General features: G+C 40.3%; 21 protein-coding genes. 3 read left to right on the top strand and 18 right to left on the bottom strand.

The window, feature by feature from the left end:
* Positions 1–8 precede the first annotated feature (8 nt).
* The 3 genes from WG954_RS17200 (at position 9) to WG954_RS17190 (ending at position 2,585) form a co-directional block, all read left to right on the top strand.
* Entirely contained in the window at positions 9–983 is a 975-nt protein-coding gene (locus WG954_RS17200; protein ID WP_340438002.1) for a YihY/virulence factor BrkB family protein, read from the top strand.
* Positions 984–1,003: 20 nt separating this feature from the next.
* On the top strand, positions 1,004–1,606 hold the full coding sequence (locus WG954_RS17195; RefSeq protein ID WP_340438001.1) for a redoxin family protein: 603 nt from the start codon (positions 1,004–1,006) through the stop codon (positions 1,604–1,606).
* Between the two features lie 151 nt (positions 1,607–1,757).
* The gene (locus WG954_RS17190; protein ID WP_340438000.1) at positions 1,758–2,585 is read left to right on the top strand and encodes an SDR family NAD(P)-dependent oxidoreductase; all 828 of its coding nucleotides are present in this window, start codon (positions 1,758–1,760) and stop codon (positions 2,583–2,585) included.
* Positions 2,586–2,603: 18 nt separating this feature from the next.
* Here the strand turns inward: WG954_RS17190 and WG954_RS17185 are convergent, their stop codons facing one another.
* The 18 genes from WG954_RS17185 to rhaT all read right to left on the bottom strand — a co-directional run bounded on the left by WG954_RS17185 (position 2,604) and on the right by rhaT (position 21,059).
* Positions 2,604–3,089, bottom strand: a complete 486-nt coding sequence (locus tag WG954_RS17185; RefSeq protein WP_340437998.1) for a TlpA disulfide reductase family protein — start codon at positions 3,087–3,089, stop codon at positions 2,604–2,606.
* Positions 3,090–3,098: 9 nt separating this feature from the next.
* Positions 3,099–3,716, bottom strand: coding sequence for a TrmH family RNA methyltransferase (locus WG954_RS17180; RefSeq protein ID WP_340437996.1), 618 nt, complete (start codon positions 3,714–3,716; stop codon positions 3,099–3,101).
* Positions 3,717–3,735: 19 nt separating this feature from the next.
* The gene (locus WG954_RS17175; protein WP_340437995.1) at positions 3,736–4,305 is read right to left on the bottom strand and encodes a M23 family metallopeptidase; all 570 of its coding nucleotides are present in this window, start codon (positions 4,303–4,305) and stop codon (positions 3,736–3,738) included.
* A 114-nt stretch (positions 4,306–4,419) separates the two neighbouring features.
* Positions 4,420–5,067, bottom strand: a complete 648-nt coding sequence (locus WG954_RS17170) for a murein L,D-transpeptidase catalytic domain-containing protein (protein WP_340437994.1) — start codon at positions 5,065–5,067, stop codon at positions 4,420–4,422.
* 141 nt (positions 5,068–5,208) lie between these two features.
* Positions 5,209–5,997, bottom strand: coding sequence for an SDR family oxidoreductase (locus WG954_RS17165; protein WP_340437992.1), 789 nt, complete (start codon positions 5,995–5,997; stop codon positions 5,209–5,211).
* A 40-nt stretch (positions 5,998–6,037) separates the two neighbouring features.
* The gene (locus WG954_RS17160; RefSeq protein ID WP_340437991.1) at positions 6,038–6,865 is read right to left on the bottom strand and encodes an amidohydrolase family protein; all 828 of its coding nucleotides are present in this window, start codon (positions 6,863–6,865) and stop codon (positions 6,038–6,040) included.
* A complete protein-coding gene (locus WG954_RS17155; protein WP_340437990.1) occupies positions 6,862–7,203 on the bottom strand; it encodes an L-rhamnose mutarotase in 342 nt (113 codons plus the stop codon). Before WG954_RS17155 ends, WG954_RS17160 begins: the two co-directional genes overlap by 4 nt.
* A gap of 8 nt (positions 7,204–7,211) precedes the next feature.
* Complete coding sequence (gene fucP / locus WG954_RS17150; RefSeq protein WP_340437989.1) at positions 7,212–8,465, bottom strand: L-fucose:H+ symporter permease; 1,254 nt, start codon at positions 8,463–8,465, stop codon at positions 7,212–7,214.
* 79 nt (positions 8,466–8,544) lie between these two features.
* Entirely contained in the window at positions 8,545–9,390 is an 846-nt protein-coding gene (locus tag WG954_RS17145) for a fumarylacetoacetate hydrolase family protein (protein ID WP_340437988.1), read from the bottom strand.
* Positions 9,391–9,428: 38 nt separating this feature from the next.
* Positions 9,429–10,211 carry an SDR family NAD(P)-dependent oxidoreductase gene (locus WG954_RS17140; protein ID WP_340437987.1) on the bottom strand — a complete coding sequence of 261 codons (783 nt, stop codon included), beginning with the start codon at positions 10,209–10,211 and terminating at the stop codon, positions 9,429–9,431.
* Between the two features lie 115 nt (positions 10,212–10,326).
* A complete protein-coding gene (locus WG954_RS17135) occupies positions 10,327–12,249 on the bottom strand; it encodes a glycoside hydrolase family 97 protein (protein WP_340437986.1) in 1,923 nt (640 codons plus the stop codon).
* A 127-nt stretch (positions 12,250–12,376) separates the two neighbouring features.
* Positions 12,377–12,958: a LutC/YkgG family protein gene (locus WG954_RS17130; RefSeq protein WP_340437985.1), complete on the bottom strand. Its 582-nt coding sequence runs from the start codon at positions 12,956–12,958 to the stop codon at positions 12,377–12,379.
* Complete coding sequence (locus WG954_RS17125) at positions 12,955–14,331, bottom strand: lactate utilization protein B (RefSeq protein ID WP_340437984.1); 1,377 nt, start codon at positions 14,329–14,331, stop codon at positions 12,955–12,957. The genes WG954_RS17130 and WG954_RS17125 overlap by 4 nt, the downstream gene beginning before the upstream one ends.
* Positions 14,328–15,065 (bottom strand): (Fe-S)-binding protein, encoded by a 738-nt coding sequence (locus tag WG954_RS17120; protein ID WP_340437982.1) that lies wholly within the window; start codon positions 15,063–15,065, stop codon positions 14,328–14,330. The genes WG954_RS17125 and WG954_RS17120 overlap by 4 nt, the downstream gene beginning before the upstream one ends.
* A 13-nt stretch (positions 15,066–15,078) precedes the next feature.
* Entirely contained in the window at positions 15,079–16,458 is a 1,380-nt protein-coding gene (locus WG954_RS17115; protein WP_340437981.1) for an FGGY-family carbohydrate kinase, read from the bottom strand.
* The gene (locus WG954_RS17110; RefSeq protein ID WP_340437980.1) at positions 16,458–17,732 is read right to left on the bottom strand and encodes a sugar isomerase; all 1,275 of its coding nucleotides are present in this window, start codon (positions 17,730–17,732) and stop codon (positions 16,458–16,460) included. Before WG954_RS17110 ends, WG954_RS17115 begins: the two co-directional genes overlap by 1 nt.
* Positions 17,733–17,825: 93 nt before the next feature.
* Positions 17,826–19,946 carry a bifunctional aldolase/short-chain dehydrogenase gene (locus WG954_RS17105; RefSeq protein ID WP_340437979.1) on the bottom strand — a complete coding sequence of 707 codons (2,121 nt, stop codon included), beginning with the start codon at positions 19,944–19,946 and terminating at the stop codon, positions 17,826–17,828.
* Between the two features lie 21 nt (positions 19,947–19,967).
* Complete coding sequence (rhaT, locus tag WG954_RS17100) at positions 19,968–21,059, bottom strand: L-rhamnose/proton symporter RhaT (RefSeq protein WP_340437978.1); 1,092 nt, start codon at positions 21,057–21,059, stop codon at positions 19,968–19,970.
* Between the last annotated feature and the right edge of the window lie 4 nt (positions 21,060–21,063).

Genomic DNA, 21,063 nt, shown 5'->3' with positions numbered 1-21,063 from the left:
AGGGTCGCATGACGATTGAAGAACTCATTTACCGCCTGCCTGTTATACGGACGATCATCCGTTTCAGTAAACGTTTCCGGCCTTTTGGGTTCGAAGGTATTTCGTTGTTCGAGGTGACCCGTTTCTTTGTTCAGCAGATCAAGAAAGGCAGTTTAAATCAACGTGCCGCAGCTATTTCGTTCAACTTTATTATGGCCCTGCCGCCTGCCTGTATCTTTTTATTTTCATTGGTGCCGCTCTTTCCTATTGCAGATCAGTTTTACAACGAAGTGAATTCGTTTGTACGGGAAATAACACCGAATGCTGCTACACGTGATGCCGTGGAAAATTTCCTGGCCGATTTTTTTAAGCGTCCCAAGAACAGTTTGCTTTCGATTGGTTTTCTTACATCACTTTACTTTTCGTCTAATGCAGTATTGGGGATCATTCATAGCTTTAATCAATCGATCCATGAAAAAGAAAGCAAAGCATTCTTCGCCTATCGTTGGAAAGCCATCCGTTTAACCTTTGTGATCATTCTTATTTTCATCGCCAGTATTTTACTACTCATCACACAAGGTGCATTATTCAATTGGTTGTTGCTGTTATTAAAGATCGACAGTGTATTCATCAAATGGCTCATCATAATTGTACGTTGGGTAGTGATCGTTGGGTTGTTTTTTTATTCCATTGCATTTATTTACAGGCATGCACCATCGGTTGAGAAAAAGTGGAAGCTGATCTCGCCGGGTTCTATTGTGGCAAGTGCTCTCATTATCCTTTTCACCTTCATGTTCTCTTATTGGATAAATAATTTTGCAACGTACACGATCTATGGATCCATTGGTACTATCCTGATCCTGATGATCTTTGTAAATTTTATTTCACTTGTATTGTTAATTGGCTTTGAATTAAATCTCAGCATCCGGCTACTCAAGCGCCAGAGCGATAAAAGGCTCAATGAAGAGATGAGTGGTGCTGAAAACAAAAAAGAAGCTTCGTAACTTTAAGCAAACACATTATTATGAAAAAGATCCTCTTATCATTGACAGTGCTGGTTGCACTTGTTGCCTTTACGGCATTACCCGATGAGCTGACCATTGGAGCTGCTATTCCCAACGCAACAAAAAAGATGAAAGATATTTCCGGTAAGGAATATTCTTTTGCTGATGTAAAGAAAAAGAATGGATTGCTGGTTGTATTTAGTTGTAATACATGTCCGTGGGTAATAAAAAATCAGCAGGTAGCAGCTGAGGGATTTGGTTATGCACTGGGCAAAGAAGTTGGTGTGATTGTTTTAAATTCTAATGAAACATCACGTGGCAGCGACGACTCGCAGGAACGTATGAAAGAATATGCGAAAGCACAAGGGTATAAATATCCTTATGTAATGGATGATAACAGTGCAATGGCCGATGCATTTGGTGCACGTGTTACACCTGAATGTTATTTGTTTGATAAGGATATGAAACTGGTTTATCATGGAGCAATTACTGATAATCCAAAAACACCATCAGCAAGTACACGGGATCATTTAAAAGTAGCGATCGATGAAATGGTGGGAGGAAAAGATGTGAGCATGAAAACATCAAAAGCAATGGGCTGCGGTATTAAACGTAAATCATAAATAACGATTCACTTAAAATGAAAACCTGCTGTGGAAACGAAGCAGGTTTTTTTATTGCCCTACTTCGCATTTAACCCTTACAATTGTCGCTTTTGCACTTGCATGTTGATGTATTATGGTATTAATTTTAGGAAACTTAAAACCAAACGTTATGTTGCTGAAAAATAAGAATGCTGTTATTTACGGAGCTGGTGGATCGTTAGGTGGTGCTTTTGCACGTGCATTTGCCGATGCTGGTGCAGCAGTATATATAACAGGTCATCGAATTGAACCTGTACAGCAACTTGCCAATGAAATAAATGCTGCAGGCGGGAAAGCATTTGCTGCAGAAGTTGATGCGATGAATGAAGAGCAGGTGAACCAATATTTATCTGGTTTAGTTGCAGATGGTCACAGCATTGATGTTTCATTTAATGCCATTGGCTGGAAAGATGTGCAGAATTTTCCGTTGACTGAAATGCAATTGGCAGATTTTCTACAACCAATCAAGATTTCAACACAATCAAATTTTATTACCTCTACTGCCGCTGGCAGAATCATGTCGAAACAAGGAACAGGTGTAATTCTTTCGTTAACTGCAACGCCCGGTGGCATTGGCTATCCTAATACCGGTGGATTTGGTGTGGCATGTTGTGCGATAGAAAGTTTTTCACGCAACCTGGCATCAGAGCTTGGAGTTTATGGTGTGCGGGTGGTGAATATCCGTTCTGGTGGTTCTCCTGATTCGAAAGTATTCAAGGAAGCTATTGATGCAGGCGGTGAACTGGTTCCACAATTTTTAAAAAAGCTGAGAGATGATACAATGTTGAAAAAACTGCCCTTGATGAAAGATGTTGCGAATACGGCTGTGTTCCTGGCGTCGAATATGGCAGCTACTATCACCGGTTGCACAATTGATGTAACGGCGGGCACAACGTCAGCTATCAATTATGATGTAACGCAAATAGCATTTCTGAAAGAGAGAAACAACATTGCATAAATCAGCCAATCACTCATCTTATTTTACGTCAGCAGCAAGACGAACTTCTCTTTCGAGGTCTTCCGGTTTCATTTCTGCCTCTACAAATTTGCGATATCCTGTTTTCTTATTTATGAATAAAGTGGCTGGCATCGAACCTGTCCAGTTCTTATCAATACGTGGACAAAAATCATCAGGTTTTTCTTCATCTAACCAAACGATCTCTGCTGTATATTTTCGTTTGTTTGCAAAGTCACGAATGCGTTTAGGATAGTATTCTTTGAAATCAAGACTAACCAATAACAGTTTTACATTTTGCTTTTTGTATTTGCTGGTGATGCTGTGGAAATATGGAATCTCCGCTATACATGGTCCGCAGAAGGTTGCCCAGAAATTAATGACCAGCACTGAATCGTTTGAATCAGCATATTGCAACAGGTCATCTATCTTCCATCGTTTGATGGGTTGAGCATCAGCGCTTGTAATAATCAGGATAAGAACCGATATAAAAAGAAGTCGCTTCATTGTTTAAAGTTACTGCTCTTCCTGTTTAATAGCATCCAGATCGTCGGCCCGAAATCCCCATTCATCCAATAATGTGTTAAACGTACTGTCATCTAATCGTTGCTTATCGTAATGACCGGCATTTTTCTTCTGCCGCATGGCTTCATAAATACTCACCGCACATGCTACAGAAATATTGAGCGATTGGATAATGCCCATCTGTGGAATAATAAAATTGCCATCGGCCATCGCAATGATCTCATCACTTACACCTGCATGTTCGTTGCCAAAAACCAATGCAACACTTTCTGTAAAATCAATATCATGCAAACTCACTGCATCGCTGCTGAGATGAGTGGTGTAGATCTTTTTATATTTCTTTCGCAACGCAGTAAAACATTCTTCGGCACTTTCAAATTGATGAACCGTTAGCCATTTGGCTGCGCTGGATGAACTTCTTGCACCCCATTTTTTATGTCTTGGAATTTTATTCGTCAACACATAAATTTCCTGGATGCCCACTGCATCACAAGTACGCATCACCGCAGAAATATTATGCGGATCAAATACATTTTCCAGTACAACTGTAAGATCGGGCTGTCGTTTATTTAACACCGATAGTAAGCGTTCTCTTCGTTCGGGAGTCATGCAGCGAAATTAAGGGAAATCAGTTCTGTTCGATTGGTCGTCTGTAGCTTCTGAAAGGGCGCAGGTATTTTACACCATTTTTTGTATGAAAACGGGTACCGATCTGTCGCCAGTTGCCGGCTTCTGATCGCCATACAATAAAATGCAAATGAGGGAAAGCACTGTAACCTGTTTTGCCGCTATAGCCAATCAATTGACCTTGTTTCACAGTATCACCAACGTTTACCACAACGCCATTGTATTGCAAATGCCAGTAGCCGGCACGTGTATTATCGTTGTGATTGATGACAATAGAGTTTCCGTATTGACGAAGATTTCTGTCGAGCCCACCCTTATTGCCATCTTCTTTTACTCTTGTTACCACTCCACCCCTTGCGGCATAAATTGGCGTACCCCGTTTCATTTTAAAATCAATAGCGGCCCGGTTGCGATGTGTGAACCTGCTGAAATATCCCTGAACGATCAAATGTTTTTTGCCTGTTTCATAAGGCAATGAATACACGTAGCTACTGTCGTCTGCAATCCTTCCTTTCTGCAATGCACGGAAACGAACAGCTTCCGGTTGTTTGCTTACCGCACAGCTGCTCATAAGCAGCATGAATGCCGCACTTATTATAAGGTACAAAGTAGGTTGGTGCATAGAATACAAAAATAAGATGTTTCGAAAAATGGTTTGCAACCCTTGCCCTTAGCCTTTTCAAGGTTATTTTGATTCATAGATCCATAATAGTATCGGTTTCTTTGATTCATTGATCATTGCTTTTAGGTCGTCAAGAAAACCCGGTGAAACAGTGGGACAACCATCACTCTGGCAAATATCCGACCATACTTCATTTTCTGGAACACAATCATGTGCATGCAGTACCACAAAACGTTTAAATGCATTGTTATTTGTTGAATCGAGGCCATGGAGTTTGTAGGCAAGTCCAAACCGACCCATGTATGCATTACCGATCTTATACTTTCCCAGCGAGGTGCATCCACAGCCCGGTTCATTACCATATTTACGACCGATGAGCCAACGCTCATTGCAACGGCCATGTGTTACAACGCCTGATTGGAGAACTGAATTGTTTTTCAGATCATAAACAAAAAAACGTTTTGCCCCTGATCTGATTTTCATGTCGATAAGAAAACAAATACGCTGATTGTAATTACTTGTTTTTACAAATTGCCTGGCTGCAACAGCTTTTGCATGCAAAGCTTTTCCAGTAATGTTTTCGGGACTTTCTTTCTTTAATTCTTTGTTGGTGGTGGCAGGCGATGACTTATTATAAACGGTATTGAATAGATAAATAGTGATTATGATAATAAGCAGAATGCAAAAAAGCAGGATGATGGTTTTCTTCATGTTCTTGTTTGAGGAGGAAGATGCAGCAACTCGGCAATTTCACACGACCCAACGCAGGATATAAAAAGAAAAGCATTTGTAAAACTCTTTTTCACAAAAGCTTTACAAATGCTGTAATTTATTCGTGTTGTACTGTATTGCCTAAGCGTTGGCCATTGCTCTGTCTAAATGCACATAACCACCATCAACATAAATCAACTGACCGGTTGTATGGCTCGATACAGGCGATAACAGAAATACCGTCATGTTCGCAATTTCTTCAGCCGTGGTAAAGCGTTGTTCGAACGGTATTTTTGAAGTGATCTCTTTTAATTTCTCTTCTGGGTTCGGTAATGTTTTGATCCATTTATCGTACAGCGGGGTATAACATTCTGCAACCACCAATGCATTTACACGAATAGAATATTTAGCTAACTCAACAGCCCACTCTCTGGTTAGAGCATTACGTCCGCCGTTGGCTGCCGCATACGCAGATGTATTTCCCTGTCCTGTTTCAGCAGTTTTAGAAGTGATGTTGACGATGCTGCCTTTTGATTTTTTTAATTCAGGCAATGCAAAATGTGCCATCAAATAATAATGCACAACGTTCTTGTGCAAACTTTCCATAAACCGTTTGTAATCGCCGCTTTCCAAACCAACACCATCGTTTACACCTGCGTTATTGATGAGCCCATCAATGCGGTTGAATTTTTCGATGACTGCTTTTACAGCTTTCTCACATTCTTCTGGTTGTGCCAATTCAGCAACCACTTGCCAGGCTTTACCGCCGGCATCTTCTACTTCTTTTACTGCAAGCAGGTTGTCTGCTTCACTTCTGCCAACAATAACAGGTATTGCTCCTTCTTTTGCCAATACATCTACAATGCCTTTGCCAATGCCTTTTGCACCGCCTGTTACGATGACTACTTTATCTGTTAACTGGAGATTCATATGAAAAATAATTTATGATGTAGGATTTATGATTTCTGATTTAGAGATTGTAAAATTTGATAGCGTTACCACTGAAAACTTTTTCCTGCTCTTCGGCGGAATATGAATTGAAATAATCTTTTACAGTTTGCAACCATTTTTTGTACGATGATGCAACCAGGCATACAGGCCAGTCACTGCCGTACATAATACGATCGAGACCAAAGCTGTCAGCCACGACATCGATGTATGGTTTCAGTTGTCCTGCAGTCCAGTTTTTCCAGTCAGCTTCTGTAACCATGCCACTGATTTTGCAATAAACATTGCTGTGTTGTGCAAGTTGCTTCATACCTGTTTTCCATTCATCGATCTTTCCATCTTTAATGTATGGTTTTGCAACATGATCTACAACAAAACGCTGCTGTGGAAATTGTGCAACCAATTGCAAGGCAGCTTCAAGATGTTGAGGAAAGATGAGGATGTCATAGGCAAAACCAAACTGATTAAGTTTACTGATGCCTTTGAGAAAATCTTTCTGCAACATGAACGAAGGTTCTTCGCCCTGTAACACATGACGAAAACCTTTCAGTTTTTTGAATTGTTGGTAATGCTGCAAACGATCGTCAATATTGCTGCTCCGGAGATCCACCCAGCCAACAACGCCTTGAATAAAATCATTGTTTCCTGCCAGTTTTAATAACCAATCGGTTTCTTCTTCTGTCTGATCGGCTTGTACAGCTATTGTGCCAGTTAGTTTATGTTCGTTAACAACAACAGCAAGGTCACCCGGTAAAAAATCTTTTCTAATCACCTGCATATCATCATTGATCCAGCTGTAATTCACCGGATCGTATTTCCAGAAATGCTGATGTGTATCGATGATCTTCATGGCTGATTATTTAAGTCGAATATTTTTTTCATCATGATCCACTTCTCTCCTTTCTTCGCTGTGGGTAATGCCTGCTGATACTTCCACATAAGCGTTTCCCACTCCTGTACTTTTTCATTGGAAGCATCAGCAGCAGCTTTCACTTCAAACGAAAAGTTGTCGTTTGTTTCCATGATCATGAAAAGACGATTTTCAATTCGATAAATTTCCAGGCCAATGATTCCCGAATCTTTAATGGATGCTTCTATTTCCGGCCATAGACGCTCATGGTATTTTTCATACTCAGCAATGAGCTGTGCATCTTCTTTTAAATCAACGGCTAAACAAAAACGTTTCATGAATCAATTTATTTATCAGTTGAAACCACTTTGTGTCCTGTCCAGCCAAACAATAGAATAACTACAAAGCAGATTAACGGAATGATATAACCGTGTTGGATATTTCCCGTCCAATCACTGATGTTTCCGAAAAACCTTGGAAGAATGGCACCTCCAACAATTGACATAATAATTAAACTACTTCCATATTCAGTATCACCCTTTAAGTCTTTAATACCGAGTGAGAAGATCGTTGGAAACATGATTGACATAAAGAAACAGATGCCAATGACTGCGTACACCGTGATCATTCCTGTCGCAAAAATAGCAACGAGACAAAGTATTGTACTGATTGCTGCATAAATCGCTAATAGTTTTTCAGGTAAAATATAGCGCATGAAAAATGTTCCTAAGAAACGGCCGATCAAAAATGCAATTCCACAAGCGCCCAAATAATCGGCTGCTGTAACTTGTGTTAATGATGCGGACTTTTCAGCATACAGAATAAACAAGCTAAACACAGATACCTGTGCACCAACATAAAAGAATTGCGCTATTACAGCCCATGTTAAATGCTTGTGTTTAAACGCATGAAAAATACTCTTGCTGGAAGTATGTGTAGGATCGGTATTCAGTTTGGGCAAATGGGTAATAGCAAATAAAATAGCTACTACTACCAAAACAATTCCAAGAATCATATACGGCATCTTTACCGATGCAGCCTCTGAAGCTAAAGCCAGTTTTCTTGCAGCATCTGTCATAACACTTAATTCGGCATCACTGTGTCCTTTTGTTAAAATAATACGTGCGCCGATTACTGGTGCTAATGCTGCGGCTAATCCATTGAATGATTGAGCAAAATTGAGTCGTTGTGTAGATGTTGCCGGATCACCTAAAACTGCAGCATAAGGATTTGCCGCTGTTTCAAGAATAGTTAAACCGCAGGCAATAATGAACAAGGCAACAAGAAAATAAGTATAGGATTGATAATCGGCCGCAGGTAAAAACATAAATGACCCAATTGCAAACAACAACAAGCCGGAAATGATGCCGACCTTATAACCGAATCGTTTCATAATGAATCCTGCAGGCAATGCCATTACGAAGTAGGCAATAAAAACAGAGGAATCAATCAGGGTAGATTGTGTTGTTGTTAAAGTAAATGACCGTTTCAGATGCGGAATCAAAATTGGATCGAGGTTGTGTACGAACCCCCACAAAAAAAACAAACTGGTTACTAAAGCAAACGCAAAGAGGTACGGCTTATTTTTTTGATCAGTCATGGAGCTATCGTTAAGTTTTAAGTAAGATTTTTTTGTTAGAAAGCTTAACACCGTCTGAGAAGCATCAGACGGTGTTTGTTTATTTTTTAAATGCAATTACAGTTTGTTTCGATGTTCCCAAGCCGTCAATGCCGAGTTCCATTACATCGCCTGGTTTGAGATACACTTGCGGATTCATTCCCAAACCAACACCAGCAGGTGTTCCGGTTGAAATAATGTCGCCGGGTAACAGTGTCATGAATTTGCTTACATACGAAACAAGGAAAGGTACATTGAAGATGAGGTTAGCTGTGGTGCCGTCCTGCATTTTTTCTCCATTCAATGTTAACCACAAACGAAGTGCATGCACATTTTCTACTTCATCTTTTGTAACAAGCCATGGACCAATTGGTGCAAAAGTATCACAACCTTTTCCTTTATCCCATGTGCCGCTGCGTTCTAATTGAAATTCACGTTCGCTGATATCGTTGTGCAAACAATAACCTGCTACATAATCCATCGCTTCTGCTTCATCTACATACGAAGCTTTTTTACCGATCACTACTGCCAGCTCTACTTCCCAATCTGTTTTTACAGAATCACGTGGAATCATTACTTCATCATTGGGACCTACAATAGCTGTGGTTGCTTTAAAGAAGATCACAGGTTCCGGCGGTGGTGTTGCTCCTGTTTCTTTTGCATGATCACTATAGTTTAAACCAATACATACAATTTTAGAAGGACGTTTTACTGGACATCCATAACGATCAACAGTTACAACCGGCAATTTTGCTGTTGCAACCAGCTGTTCTAATTTTTTCAAACCATCATTTGCAAAGAAGTCTTCGTCGTAATCATTTACATGTGCAGAAACATCGTAGCAAATAGTGCTTAACATGACACCTGGTTTTTCTTTGCCGGCTTCTCCAAAACGTATCAGTTTCATTTCTTCAGTTTATGTGTTTAAGTGTAGATTTTTTTTGATCAGTTATTTAGTTTTATAAAACCACCATCCAATGGGTAATCACAACCAGTTACAAATCCTGCCTCATCACTGCAGAGATATAAGGCTAAATGCGCTACTTCATCAGTTGTTCCCATACGTCCTAGTGGTTGACTCTTCGATAACTTATCGAATATTTCTTCTTCTTTACCGGGATAGTTTTTTGCAATAAACCCTTCAACAAACGGAGTAAACACACGTGCAGGAGAAATACTGTTTACACGAATATTGTATGCGAGATAATCACGTGCTGCAGACAGCGTCATACCTAACACTGCGCCCTTGCTCATGCTGTATGCAAAGCGATCAGTAATACCTACAGACGCTGCAATAGAACACATATTCAGCACCACACCTTTCTGTTGTGCTTTCATAAACGGAATGATCTCGTGCAAACAATTATAAACACCTTTTACATTGATGTTAAACAGTCGGGTAAAATCTTCTTCATTGGTTGAATCGGCAGTTCCCACATGTGCAACACCAGCATTGTTCACCAAAATATCAATGTGTTGATGTTGATCGATAATTTTTTTTACAGCTGTTTTGATCGCCTGCTGATCAGAGATGTTAAGAATCACAGCTACTGCTTTTCCACCTTTCTCTTCAATTTCAGTTACTGTTGCAGCAGAACCATTCTCATCTAAATCAAAAATAAAAACAACAGCGCCCTGCTTAGCAAACATAGTTGAAATGGCCCGGCCAATACCGCTGCCGCCTCCTGTAATAATTGCTGTTTTACCTGTTAATTGAAACATGCTCATGAAAATATGTTTGGGGTCGTAAAAATAGAGAATTGGAAGCCACCAAGTTTCAATTTTATTCGCTTATTACTGCACTATTTCGCATCTTAATGGAATAATTCATTATTTCCATTATTTACTCCAGCACCAGTACAAATCCGCCCGATGGTTGAATGGAAATCTTCTGTTTCCCTTTGCCGGTCAGCTTTTTCTCAATGAATGATAATGGGGCGTCACCCTCTGTAATTAAGCTTGCCTTTTGCTTTTTGAACAGAGAAAGATTTAGGTCGATCGTTTGCGAAGATTGCTGTGCATTGATCCCTGCGATATACCATTTGTTTTTGTACTTACGGGCAATTACTACATACTTCCCGGGGAATCCATCAATGAATTTTACATCATCCCAGGTTGTTGGTAATTCCTTTAAAAACTGCTGAATATTTGCAGGTACATGTTCCATGCCATCGGGTGATTCAGCAAAGTGTTGAATGCCTGAAAGAAATAATACCGATGTTGCTAATTCAAAAGCTGAAGTTGTTTTTCGTTGAACTTTCGTTTGGATCTTATACAGATTCATGGGTGTAAAATCCATTGGGTCGAATGCGTTGCGTGTGAATGGTAGCATGGCACAATGTGTAGCTTCTTTATCGGCATCACCCTGCCCAAACGTGATCATTTCAAAACCACGTACCGCTTCCGTTGTCATTAGGTGCGGAAAAGTTCTTGACCAGCCTCTAGGCAATGTGGCACCATGAAAATTTACCAGTAACTCATACTTCGCTGCATCTTTTAAAATATCTAAGTAATAAGCAATCACCGATTGACCGTCGCCTGCAAAGAAATCGATCTTCACTCCTTTGATGCCTATGTCTTTCAAGCGCTGAAATTCTTTTGAACGACTTTCCGTCGTGAGCAATAAATTTCGTGGTGTGTACTTCACCGTATTCCAATCACCTGCAGAATTATACCACAGCAACAAGCCAACGTTTTTTGTCTTTGCATAATCAGCCAACTCTTTAATTTTTTCATAGCCGATCTTACGATCCCAGTCGGCATCAATTAAACAATATTGCCAATTCATCTTTGCAGCAAAGTCGATATACTTTTTCTGTTCATCGTACACAATGAAATCATCTTTTGAATTGATCCAGCTCCACGATGATTTACCGGGTTTGATGAATGAAGTATTTTTTACGACCGATGGATTAGCAAGATCTGTTCCTGCTGTTGATTCAATGATAGTCGCCAAACTTCCAATACTGATAATGCGCCAAGGAGAAGTGTAGTTCGCTTGAAATGTTGGTAACAATCCTTTACCTGTGATGATCTCTCTCGGATCTGGAAATACGACAGCATATTCTCCATCGGGCGATTCAGCTTTTAACCTTGTTGCACAATCAGTCGCATCAACCGACGCTTCGGTGATCAATGCCCAGGTATTATTATTGCGGAACAAGGCGGGATAGATCCATCCTGCTGCTGAAGGTGATTTCGTTCCAACAGCTACATCCTGTACATAATGTTCTTCGTATGCAGGATTGGTTTGCTCCCATCCTGTTTTTGAAACCTGCATGGGTTGTAACCAGGCTTTTGCGGTAAGCGGAAAATGATAAGTTGTTAATTCGGCAGTTATGTTTTCGGCAACAGTTGTTTTGTTTGTAATAACATACTGAAACGCAACTGCATTATTCGATACCTGGAAAACAATATCCATCAATTGGCCATTGCTGTTCCTGAATTTAATGGTGCGTTTATTTGCTGTATAAGTATTTTGTTTTCTCTTGGCATAGATCATTGTGTAGTTGCTGCTAACCGGTTGAACAGTTGATGCACTCACAAGTTCCATTCCTTTTGAAAAATCGGAAGATGTTGTCGTTAGTCCTAACGAAGAGGAAAGTAAAACTTCTGTTTGATTATGACGTAGGCTGTATTTAATAGCGCCTTCAGCATTTACAGCAATCTGTACTGTTATTTTTTTATCCGGACTTGTAATACCTACTTGTGCAGCAACAGAAGTACAGAATGTAACAATGAATAACAAGGCAATCACGATACGCATCAGCAATTTTTTTAACAGTAAATGGATGTTCCTTACAAAGAAACAGAAAGATTGTTACTGCGGAAAAATTAAAACCCTAACGAATGGTTGTGATTGGTATTGGTATTGGAAGGTTTCTTCTTAACTATCAAATAATGTATACGATCAAACTTCTTGCTCCATGTGCGCCAATGACCAATGATTGTTCAATATCGGCTGTTTTGGATGGACCGGCTATGAAAACACCAAAGCCTTCTTTGTCACTTTCAATTTGCTGATAGGCATGATGCATTGTTGGTACAATATTTTTCTTTTCAATTACAATGACGAGGTGCTGACAAATGAATGGCAGTAAGCGATTGCCCATCTGGCTTTCATACAACCAGATGGCACCATTCTCGGCTACAGCAATTGTTCCTTCCAAGTAAGCAGTTTCAACTGCAGCAAGATCAGTTGCTGTTAAGTGGGCGATTGATTCCTCTACTTCTCCTAACGCTGGAATTCTGTTTACAACAAAATTGCCATTTGCTTTTTTTGTCTGCAGTTCTTCTTTTAATGAAGTGAGGTCCTGCAATTCAACTGTACCACCACCAATGCTTTGTAAAACTGTTTTGTATTGCTGTAACAGATCGTTGTATTGAATTACTTCAGCAAGATCAATTGCAGGCAGATCAACCAAGGTTGGCTTGTTCGCTGTAATAGCTTTTAATATCGTTTCTCTTGCGCTCATTGTTGTTTGTTCTTGATGTACCAATCACGAAAACTTTCCTTAGGCGGTGCAGGCATTTCCCGTTGCTTGTACCAGGGATTGAGTTTGTTATTTAGCAACCAGGGGAACATCCGCATCATTGCTCTTCCTGCTTTACCTGCAAAGCGGTATAAGCCCGGTCTTGCCAAAACAAAAGCCATTCCTTTCAAACCAACTTTCTTTGTTGTATCAACAAAACCTTCTGAAACCAATACCTGCCGCCATTTCCACAACTGGTCATGAATGTCAATTTTCACCGGACATACATTGCTGCAACTGCCGCAGAGTGTTGATGCAAATGGAAGATCAGCGTTTGCACGCATATCAATGTTCGGATTGAGTATAGAACCAATGGGACCAGCTACAGCTGTATGATAACTATGTCCGCCACTTCTTCTGTAAACAGGACAAGTATTGAAACATGCAGCACAGCGGATGCACTTCAATGAATTTCTGAAATCAGCACGACCAAGTTGCCTGCTTCTTCCATTATCAACAATCACAATATGCATCTCCTGCCCTTCTCTTGGTTTGTGAAAATGACTGGAGTATGTGGTGATCGGTTGACCCGTTGCACTTCTTGCAAGCAAACGAAGAAACACGGAAAGATGTTCTGCTTTCGGAATCATCTTTTCAAAACCCATACAGGCAATATGAATTTTTGCAGCATGTGCGCCCATATCGGCATTGCCTTCATTAGTGCAAACTACAAAGCCACCTGTTTCTGCTATAGCAAAGTTGACGCCTGTAATAGCAAGTTCTGATTCAATAAATTTTTCACGCAGATGCTGGCGTGCAGCTTCGGTTAAATATTGCGGATCGTTATTCCCTTTTTCTGTATGTAGATGTTCATGAAATGTATCACTTACATCTTGTTTCTTTAAATGTATAGCGGGCAATACAATATGACTTGGTGCTTCGTGGCGTAACTGCACAATACGTTCACCAAGATCTGTATCAACTGTTTCAATTCCTTTTGCATGCAGAAATTCATTCAGCCCACATTCTTCCGTAAGCATGCTCTTACTCTTAACGATCTTCTGAATATTATTTTTCTGAATGATGTCGAAAATGATGCGGTTATGATCTGCACCATCTGTTGCCCAATGGATAGTAACGCCATTGGTGTTTGCATTGCGCTCAAATTCCAACAGATAATTATCGAGATTGGAAAGCGTATGATCTTTGATTTGCGAAGCCCATTCTCTCAACTGTTCCCATTCGGGTAAACCATGAGCGGCCTTATCTCTTTTTTGCCGAACGAACCAAAGCGTTTCATCATGCCAATTAGTTCTTGGTTCGTCTTTAATGAACTGTTCTGCAGCATCAGCATGGGAAAGTTTACTTGTACTCATGCGTGGCTGTTTAAAATTTCTGCAATATGAATTGTTTTCACGTTACTTCCATTTCGCTTCAAGATACCTTCTAAATGCATTAAACAGCTTACATCACCACCGGTAATGTATTCAACTTCGTTGGCAGAGTGTTCAGTTATTCTATCCTTTCCCATCTTCACACTCACTGCTTCTTCAAATACACAAAACGTTCCGCCAAAGCCGCAACACTCATCACTACGAACAGGGAGTGTAAGTTGCAAACCTTTAACCATGCTCAACAATTGCTGTGGTTTTGAAAACGCAGGTAACATCCGTTCACTCATGGATGAAAGATGCAAACCACGCTGGCCATGACAACTGTTATGCAAACCAACTTTGTAAGGAAATGATGCATCGATCTTTTCTACCTTCAATACATCAACTAAAAATTCAGTAAGCTCGTATACATGTTTGCGAATGTGCTCAGCTTCACCCGGATGTTGCTCATCGTGGAGGTGTTCTTTTAAATGCAACACACAACTGCCCGATGGGCCAACGATATAATCGAAACCACGGAAATTGGCTACAAAGTTTTTATCACAATTTTTGCTCAGGGCTGCAAATCCGCTGTTGGCCATTGGTTGACCACAACATGTTTGATTGAGAGGGAAAGAAACGTTGCATCCCAGTTTTTCTAATAGTTGTAAAGTGGCAATACCTACCTGCGGATAAAACTGATCGATATAACAGGGAATAAATAATCCAACTTTCATACGCTTTTCCACTTCATCGTTTCTGTTGTTCAGAGTAATATTTCAATTCTATGATGTCGGTTGGTAATACTTTTTTGTTCCAATGTTTATGCATCACCAACGCTGCCCCTAATGCCGAAGCCTGAGCTACCGATGCTGCATAAACTTCAATTCCGGTAAACACTTCCGCCATCATATGCATAAAGATGGGGTTTTTTCCAAAACCACCGTCAACAAAAATACGTTTCACCGGAGTTCCTTTCAAAACAAGATTGGTACTATATAATTGCTGTGTAATGATATCAGCTATTAATTGATGGTAGGCCTGCTCGTAATTTTTGAACTTCTTCAGATCCCGTTTAGCAAAAACAGATTGTTGGATCATCACCTCATCAGCACCTTTTTTCATAGCAGTTTTGCCTAACTCAAGTTGATCAATGATGGCCTCGTCGCACTCAACTGTTTTATAATAATCTTCAGGTAATTTAAAGAAGGCTGCTAATCGTTTTGTTTGTTGTTCATGTTCGTAACCTGCAAACAAACGGGATGCTTTTACGGGATTGCCTTCGTATGATAGATAACAGAGACAATCCTGGTGTAATTCCAGATCACTTAATTGTGAATGGTTGAACGGATTTAACGTGATACACCATGTGCCTGTTGATAACAGAATAAACGGTTCATGAAACGATGCGAGGTAAGGGATCAGTGCAGAAGAACTATCGTGCAAACCTCCTCCTACCGGAATCTTTTTATCAGTATAACCAGCTACAGCATTACTTTTTAAAACCGGCGCAAATTTTTCAGCAACTCCTTCCTTCTTAACCCAATCATGGTAATGCTTTTCCTGGAAGTCCCAGAGATTTGTATGGCAACCGATACTTGTAATATCAGTATGCAATTTGCCGGAAAGCAGAAAACACAAATACTGTGGAAGATGCAGTGCGTATTTGATCTCAGCAAATATTTCCGGCTTTTCATGTTTTAACCGGTATAACTGCATGCCTGAATTAAGATTACCTAAAACAGGTGATGCTGTTTCTTTCGATACACGACTTTCGCCACCATAATCTTTATAGAATTTTTTCTGTAATGCAGGATTGTATGGCTTCAGGTAATTATATAACGGCGGAATAACTTTGAGGTTTTTATCGAGATAAACAAAGCTTGCGCCGTAGGCAGAAAAGTTAACCGCTTTGATTTGAAAGCGATCATCTTTCAATAAAGTTTCAAATGAATCATTTACCCATTGTGCAAGCAGCTCCACATCTTCACATGCAAAACCATCTTCATCTTTAGCTTCATTCAGCTGCCTGCTTTCTTCATGAACAACTTTATAATGTTCATCAAACAACAAGAGTTTCTTGTTGGTTTTACCAATGTCAAAAATCGCTATAACGGGAATCTTACTCATCACAGTCCTGTTGCCACAGTCTTACTGCCTCTTTCTTTGATCAGTTGATCCCTGAGTTTCTGCTCACGGAAAAACTGTAAAGGATATAACGCTGCTCCACTTCTCAATCTTGCCTCAGCAACCAATGCTCTCAAATCAGTACGGAATGTATTCTGCAACACTTCCTGTGCAGCCACCACATCATTTGCTTCCTGTGCAGCATTTAATTTCTTACGATCAACAGTTAACGCCTGTGCATAAGCGATCATGATGGCTTCTACAGATTGCAAGAGATCTTCTAACGGATCTTTTACGTTGTGGCTTGCATCGATCATCCAGCCGAGATCAGTTGTATGATCCATTCCTCTTGCATCCATACCTTCAACCAGTTCATTAAAAATTAAAAACAGTTGATAAGGTTTGATGCTGCCCACAGTTAAATCATCATCACCATATTTACTATCGTTGAAATGGAAACCGGCAAGCTTGCCTTCCATTAACAACAAAGCAACGATCTGTTCAATGTTTGCATTCGGAAGATGATGACCAAGATCTACCAATGTATATGCTTTTGGTCCGAGTTTATTTGCATACAACAATGATTGTCCCCAATCGCCTACCGTCATTGAGTAGAAGTTTGGTTCAAATGCTTTGTATTCAACAAACACTTTCCAATCAGCCGGTAAAGCTGCATAAATTTCCTGCAGACTTTCCAATGTATTCTGAAATGCTTTTCTGAAATTCAATTGACCGGGAAAACAGCTGCCATCGCTCAACCATACTGTTAACGCAGTTGAACCAAGCTCAACACCATGTTTAATAACTTCGATGTTATGATCAATGGCTTGTTTGCGTACAGCCTTGTTTACATGTTGCAATGAACCGAATTTATAACTCAGCTCCTGGTCTTTCTGATCCTGGAATGTGTTAGAGTTCACCGCATCGAACTTTAAACCCAACTGTGCAGCAGTGGCTTTAATGGATGCATAGTTCTCAGGAATATCCCAAGGGATGTGTAAAGAAATTGCACCACTCGATTGGTTGAGTGCATGCAGCAAACCAACATCTTCTAACTTTTGTTCAAGATTGCCCGGCTCACCTGCACCTGCAAAACGGCCAAAGCGTGTACCGCCTGTGCCTAATGCCCAACTGGGAATTGCCACCTGGAAGTCGATGAGCTTTTGCAGCACTTCTTCCACATTATTTATTTCTGAAGAAACGAAATCGAATTTGCGTTTGTGATCTGCTGCGTGTATTCCGTTAAACTCAGCGATCCTGTTTTTTTCTAACAACATAAAGCAAGTTTATATAACAAGTTAATCAAATTTAAAAATTGGGTCGATAGAGAACTATCAACCCTTTAACTACTATTGATTATGAGAAAATTCTTAACGTACAAATGCATTGGCAACACCGCCATCTACATTCAATACGTTACCGGTTGATTTGCCTAGTAAACCTCCTGCAAAAGCAAAACATGCATTGGCAATATCTTCAGGTAAAATGATTTCATTTAGTAATGTTCGTCCGGCATAGTATGCAGGTAATTCTTCAACTGTAATACCGTAAGCCTTGGCACGACCTTCGGCCCAACCACCACTCCAGATATTACTACCTGCAATAACAGCATCAGGATTCACCACATTCACTCTGATCTTATCTTTTCCTAATTCTGCTGCGTTCAATCTTGATAAATGCAATTGCGCTGCTTTGGCTGAACCATAACCTGCGTTATTAGGGCCACTCACTAACGCATTCTTACTTACAATATTCAACACATCGCCGCCAAGTTCTTGCTTCCGCATTACTTCAACCGCTTTTTGTGTTACCTGGAACTGACCTTTTACTAATACATCATATAAAAGATCCCAGTCTTTGTCGGTATGATCTTCAATTGATTTTGATATTGAAAGACCGGCATTGTTTACAATAATATCAACACCACCAAATGCAAGTGCTGATGTTGCAAGTGTAGATGCAATAGTTGTGGTATCAGTTACATCAAGAATATCTGCAGCCACCACATCTTTACCAAACTGCTTAACGAATTCTTCTTTTGCTTCGCTTAAGCGTTCAGGATTCATATCATTCAGAATAACGCATGCACCTTCTTCAGCAAAACGTTTTGCAATTGCTTTACCAATACCACCACCGCTTCCGGTAATGAGTGCAATTTTTCCACTCAATGCTTTTGGCTTAGGCATACGTTGAAGCTTTGCTTCTTCCAACAACCAGTATTCAATATTGAAAGCTTCCTGGCGTGGTAATGAAGTGTATGAAGAAATTGCTTCTGCACCTTTCATTACATTAATAGCATTGATATAAAATTCTGCTGCTACCCTTGCAGTTTGTTTGTCTTTTGCAAACGTAAACATACCAACACCCGGATAAAGGATCACCACAGGATTGGGATCACGCATGGCAGGACTGTTTGCATGCTTGCAAGTGTTATAATATTCAGCATACATTGCACGGTATGCTTCAAACAACGGCTTTATTTTTTCTTTGATCTTTTTTACATCACTCAGATCTTCACCCGGTTCAAGATTTAATACAAGCGGAGAAATTTTTGTGCGCAAGAAGTGATCGGGACAGCTTGTTCCCAATGGAGCCAACCGATCAAGATCATTTGAGTTGATGAATTCCAATACACGTGCATCATCTGTAAAATGACCGATCATTTTTTGTTGTGATGAACAGAAGCCTCTTAACACCGGTGCTAATGCAGCTGCTTGAGTTTTACGATCAGCATCAGGCAATGAGTTGATCTTTGCATTTCCAAAAACTGCGTTTTGTTTGCTGATGTTATCCTGTAAATATTCAGCACAACGTTCAATTACTTCAAGTGTATTGATGTATGATTCGTAGGCTGTATCGCCCCATGTAAATAAACCATGTGAGCCGAGCATGATACCACGGATGCCTGGATTTTCATCCAAACATTGCTTTAACATCAACCCCAGTTCAAAGCCCGGCTTTTGCCATTTTACCCAACCAATTGTTCCGTTGAATAATTCTTTGGTGATCTTTTCACCATCTTTTGCAGCTGCAATTGCAATGGCTGCATCCGGATGTAAGTGATCGATATGTTTGAATGGAAGAAAACCATGCAAAGGCGTATCGATAGACGGTGCTTTAGAAGCAAGATCATAAATACAATGGTTGAAGAGTTCTACCATTTCATCTTCGTGCTCAATACCACGGTAGATATTTTTTAAACTGCGTAAACGATCAACATATAATGCTGCTAATCCGCTACGCTTCATGGTGCCAAGATCGCCACCACTACCCTTCACCCACATCACTTCTACTTCTTTTCCTGTAAGTGGATCTTTGGCCATTGCCTTGCACGAAGTGTTACCACCACCATAGTTGGTTAAACGGAGATCGGCTCCCAATAAATTAGAACGATACACGAGTAATGCCACTTCATCACCAGCCAGCTCTGCTGCTTTTGCATCATCCCACAAATAACTTACGTGTTTGAAATCTTTTGTTGCTACTGACATATGCTTTCTTTTCAGTTAATATTAAACATGAAGGCTGTTACCATACCCTACCAGTAATACGGAGAGGATAATGACAATGATGCCTATAATAATTGTAGAAATTGTTTTTTTACTTACACCTTTCCATTCTTTCAACACAAGTCCCCACATGTTGGCCACCAGAATAATAAAGGCCATGTGTAAGATCCATGAGCTTGGACCATTTCCTAACTTGCTTTCGCCCATGCCATAAAAGAAGAATTGTAAGAACCAAGTTGTGCCTGCAAGAGCAGAGAACAAATAGTTGCGTAACAACGGAGTTTTCTGATTGGTATAATCACCAAATGTTTTGTTGCGTGCATTTAAGATCATACACCAAATGAAGTTGGTGGTTAAGCCACCCCAAAGCAACACCACATAAATAACGTTATTCCGGTAAAGGAATTCGCCTTCGCCCGGATTAGCTGCTTTCCAGGTTTCGTTTGCAACAGTTGCCATCTCTTGTCCTGCTTCTAAACCAAAATTGAAACAGGCACTTAACACACCTGAAACAATGGCTACGAACATACCGAGACCAAATTTGTATTCAACAGAAGTTTCTGCACCATGAGGATCGGTAGCGGCAGTCTTCAATTCTTTCTCTTTCATAACACCAGCTTTACCGCTGATGATAATACCTATTATACAAAGCAAAAGGCCAGCAAGTATGGTAAGTCCCCAGGTGGAGCCAACCATTGCACTGAAGGTATCTTTTCCTGCAACAGGACTAAAATCGTAATAAATAGCCGGGATGATGGCACCAAACACCATACACAACCCAAGGATAATGCTGCTACCCAGCGACACGCCGAGATAGCGAACACCCAGTCCGTAGGTTAAACCACCAATGCCCCACAATACACCAAAGATGAATGTGGCGCATAAAGCCGGGAAGGCTGCACCTTGAATAATTTCTGCAAAACCGGGAATGGTTAAATAAGCAGCCACAGGCGGAACAATAAGCCAGGAGAATAAACCACCAACAATCCAGTAGCTTTCCCAATGCCAACCTTTTACCTTTTTGTAAGGAATATAAAAACTGCCTGATGCGAAACCGCCTATGAAATGAAAAATAACACCGAGTAATACCTGCATTGTA

Origin of the sequence: Lacibacter sp. H375, from assembly GCF_037892425.1 — a bacterium.
In the GTDB taxonomy this organism is placed as follows: domain Bacteria; phylum Bacteroidota; class Bacteroidia; order Chitinophagales; family Chitinophagaceae; genus Lacibacter.
Note: the sequence above shows the minus strand (reverse complement) of the source record. Positions and strands in the feature narration are given on the sequence as shown.

Bases quoted from the DNA above. Each gene is read 5' to 3' on its own strand.
- WG954_RS17200 (WP_340438002.1), top strand. From the start codon at position 9: ATGACGATTGAAGAACTCATTTACCGCCTGCCTGTTATACGGACGATC.
- WG954_RS17195 (WP_340438001.1), top strand. From the start codon at position 1,004: ATGAAAAAGATCCTCTTATCATTGACAGTGCTGGTTGCACTTGTTGCC.
- WG954_RS17190 (WP_340438000.1), top strand. From the start codon at position 1,758: ATGTTGCTGAAAAATAAGAATGCTGTTATTTACGGAGCTGGTGGATCG.
- WG954_RS17185 (WP_340437998.1), bottom strand. From the start codon at position 3,089: ATGAAGCGACTTCTTTTTATATCGGTTCTTATCCTGATTATTACAAGC.
- WG954_RS17180 (WP_340437996.1), bottom strand. From the start codon at position 3,716: ATGACTCCCGAACGAAGAGAACGCTTACTATCGGTGTTAAATAAACGA.
- WG954_RS17175 (WP_340437995.1), bottom strand. From the start codon at position 4,305: ATGAGCAGCTGTGCGGTAAGCAAACAACCGGAAGCTGTTCGTTTCCGT.
- WG954_RS17170 (WP_340437994.1), bottom strand. From the start codon at position 5,067: ATGAAGAAAACCATCATCCTGCTTTTTTGCATTCTGCTTATTATCATA.
- WG954_RS17165 (WP_340437992.1), bottom strand. From the start codon at position 5,997: ATGAATCTCCAGTTAACAGATAAAGTAGTCATCGTAACAGGCGGTGCA.
- WG954_RS17160 (WP_340437991.1), bottom strand. From the start codon at position 6,865: ATGAAGATCATCGATACACATCAGCATTTCTGGAAATACGATCCGGTG.
- WG954_RS17155 (WP_340437990.1), bottom strand. From the start codon at position 7,203: ATGAAACGTTTTTGTTTAGCCGTTGATTTAAAAGAAGATGCACAGCTC.
- fucP (WP_340437989.1), bottom strand. From the start codon at position 8,465: ATGACTGATCAAAAAAATAAGCCGTACCTCTTTGCGTTTGCTTTAGTA.
- WG954_RS17145 (WP_340437988.1), bottom strand. From the start codon at position 9,390: ATGAAACTGATACGTTTTGGAGAAGCCGGCAAAGAAAAACCAGGTGTC.
- WG954_RS17140 (WP_340437987.1), bottom strand. From the start codon at position 10,211: ATGAGCATGTTTCAATTAACAGGTAAAACAGCAATTATTACAGGAGGC.
- WG954_RS17135 (WP_340437986.1), bottom strand. From the start codon at position 12,249: ATGCGTATCGTGATTGCCTTGTTATTCATTGTTACATTCTGTACTTCT.
- WG954_RS17130 (WP_340437985.1), bottom strand. From the start codon at position 12,958: ATGAGCGCAAGAGAAACGATATTAAAAGCTATTACAGCGAACAAGCCA.
- WG954_RS17125 (WP_340437984.1), bottom strand. From the start codon at position 14,331: ATGAGTACAAGTAAACTTTCCCATGCTGATGCTGCAGAACAGTTCATT.
- WG954_RS17120 (WP_340437982.1), bottom strand. From the start codon at position 15,065: ATGAAAGTTGGATTATTTATTCCCTGTTATATCGATCAGTTTTATCCG.
- WG954_RS17115 (WP_340437981.1), bottom strand. From the start codon at position 16,458: ATGAGTAAGATTCCCGTTATAGCGATTTTTGACATTGGTAAAACCAAC.
- WG954_RS17110 (WP_340437980.1), bottom strand. From the start codon at position 17,732: ATGTTGTTAGAAAAAAACAGGATCGCTGAGTTTAACGGAATACACGCA.
- WG954_RS17105 (WP_340437979.1), bottom strand. From the start codon at position 19,946: ATGTCAGTAGCAACAAAAGATTTCAAACACGTAAGTTATTTGTGGGAT.
- rhaT (WP_340437978.1), bottom strand. From the start codon at position 21,059: ATGCAGGTATTACTCGGTGTTATTTTTCATTTCATAGGCGGTTTCGCA.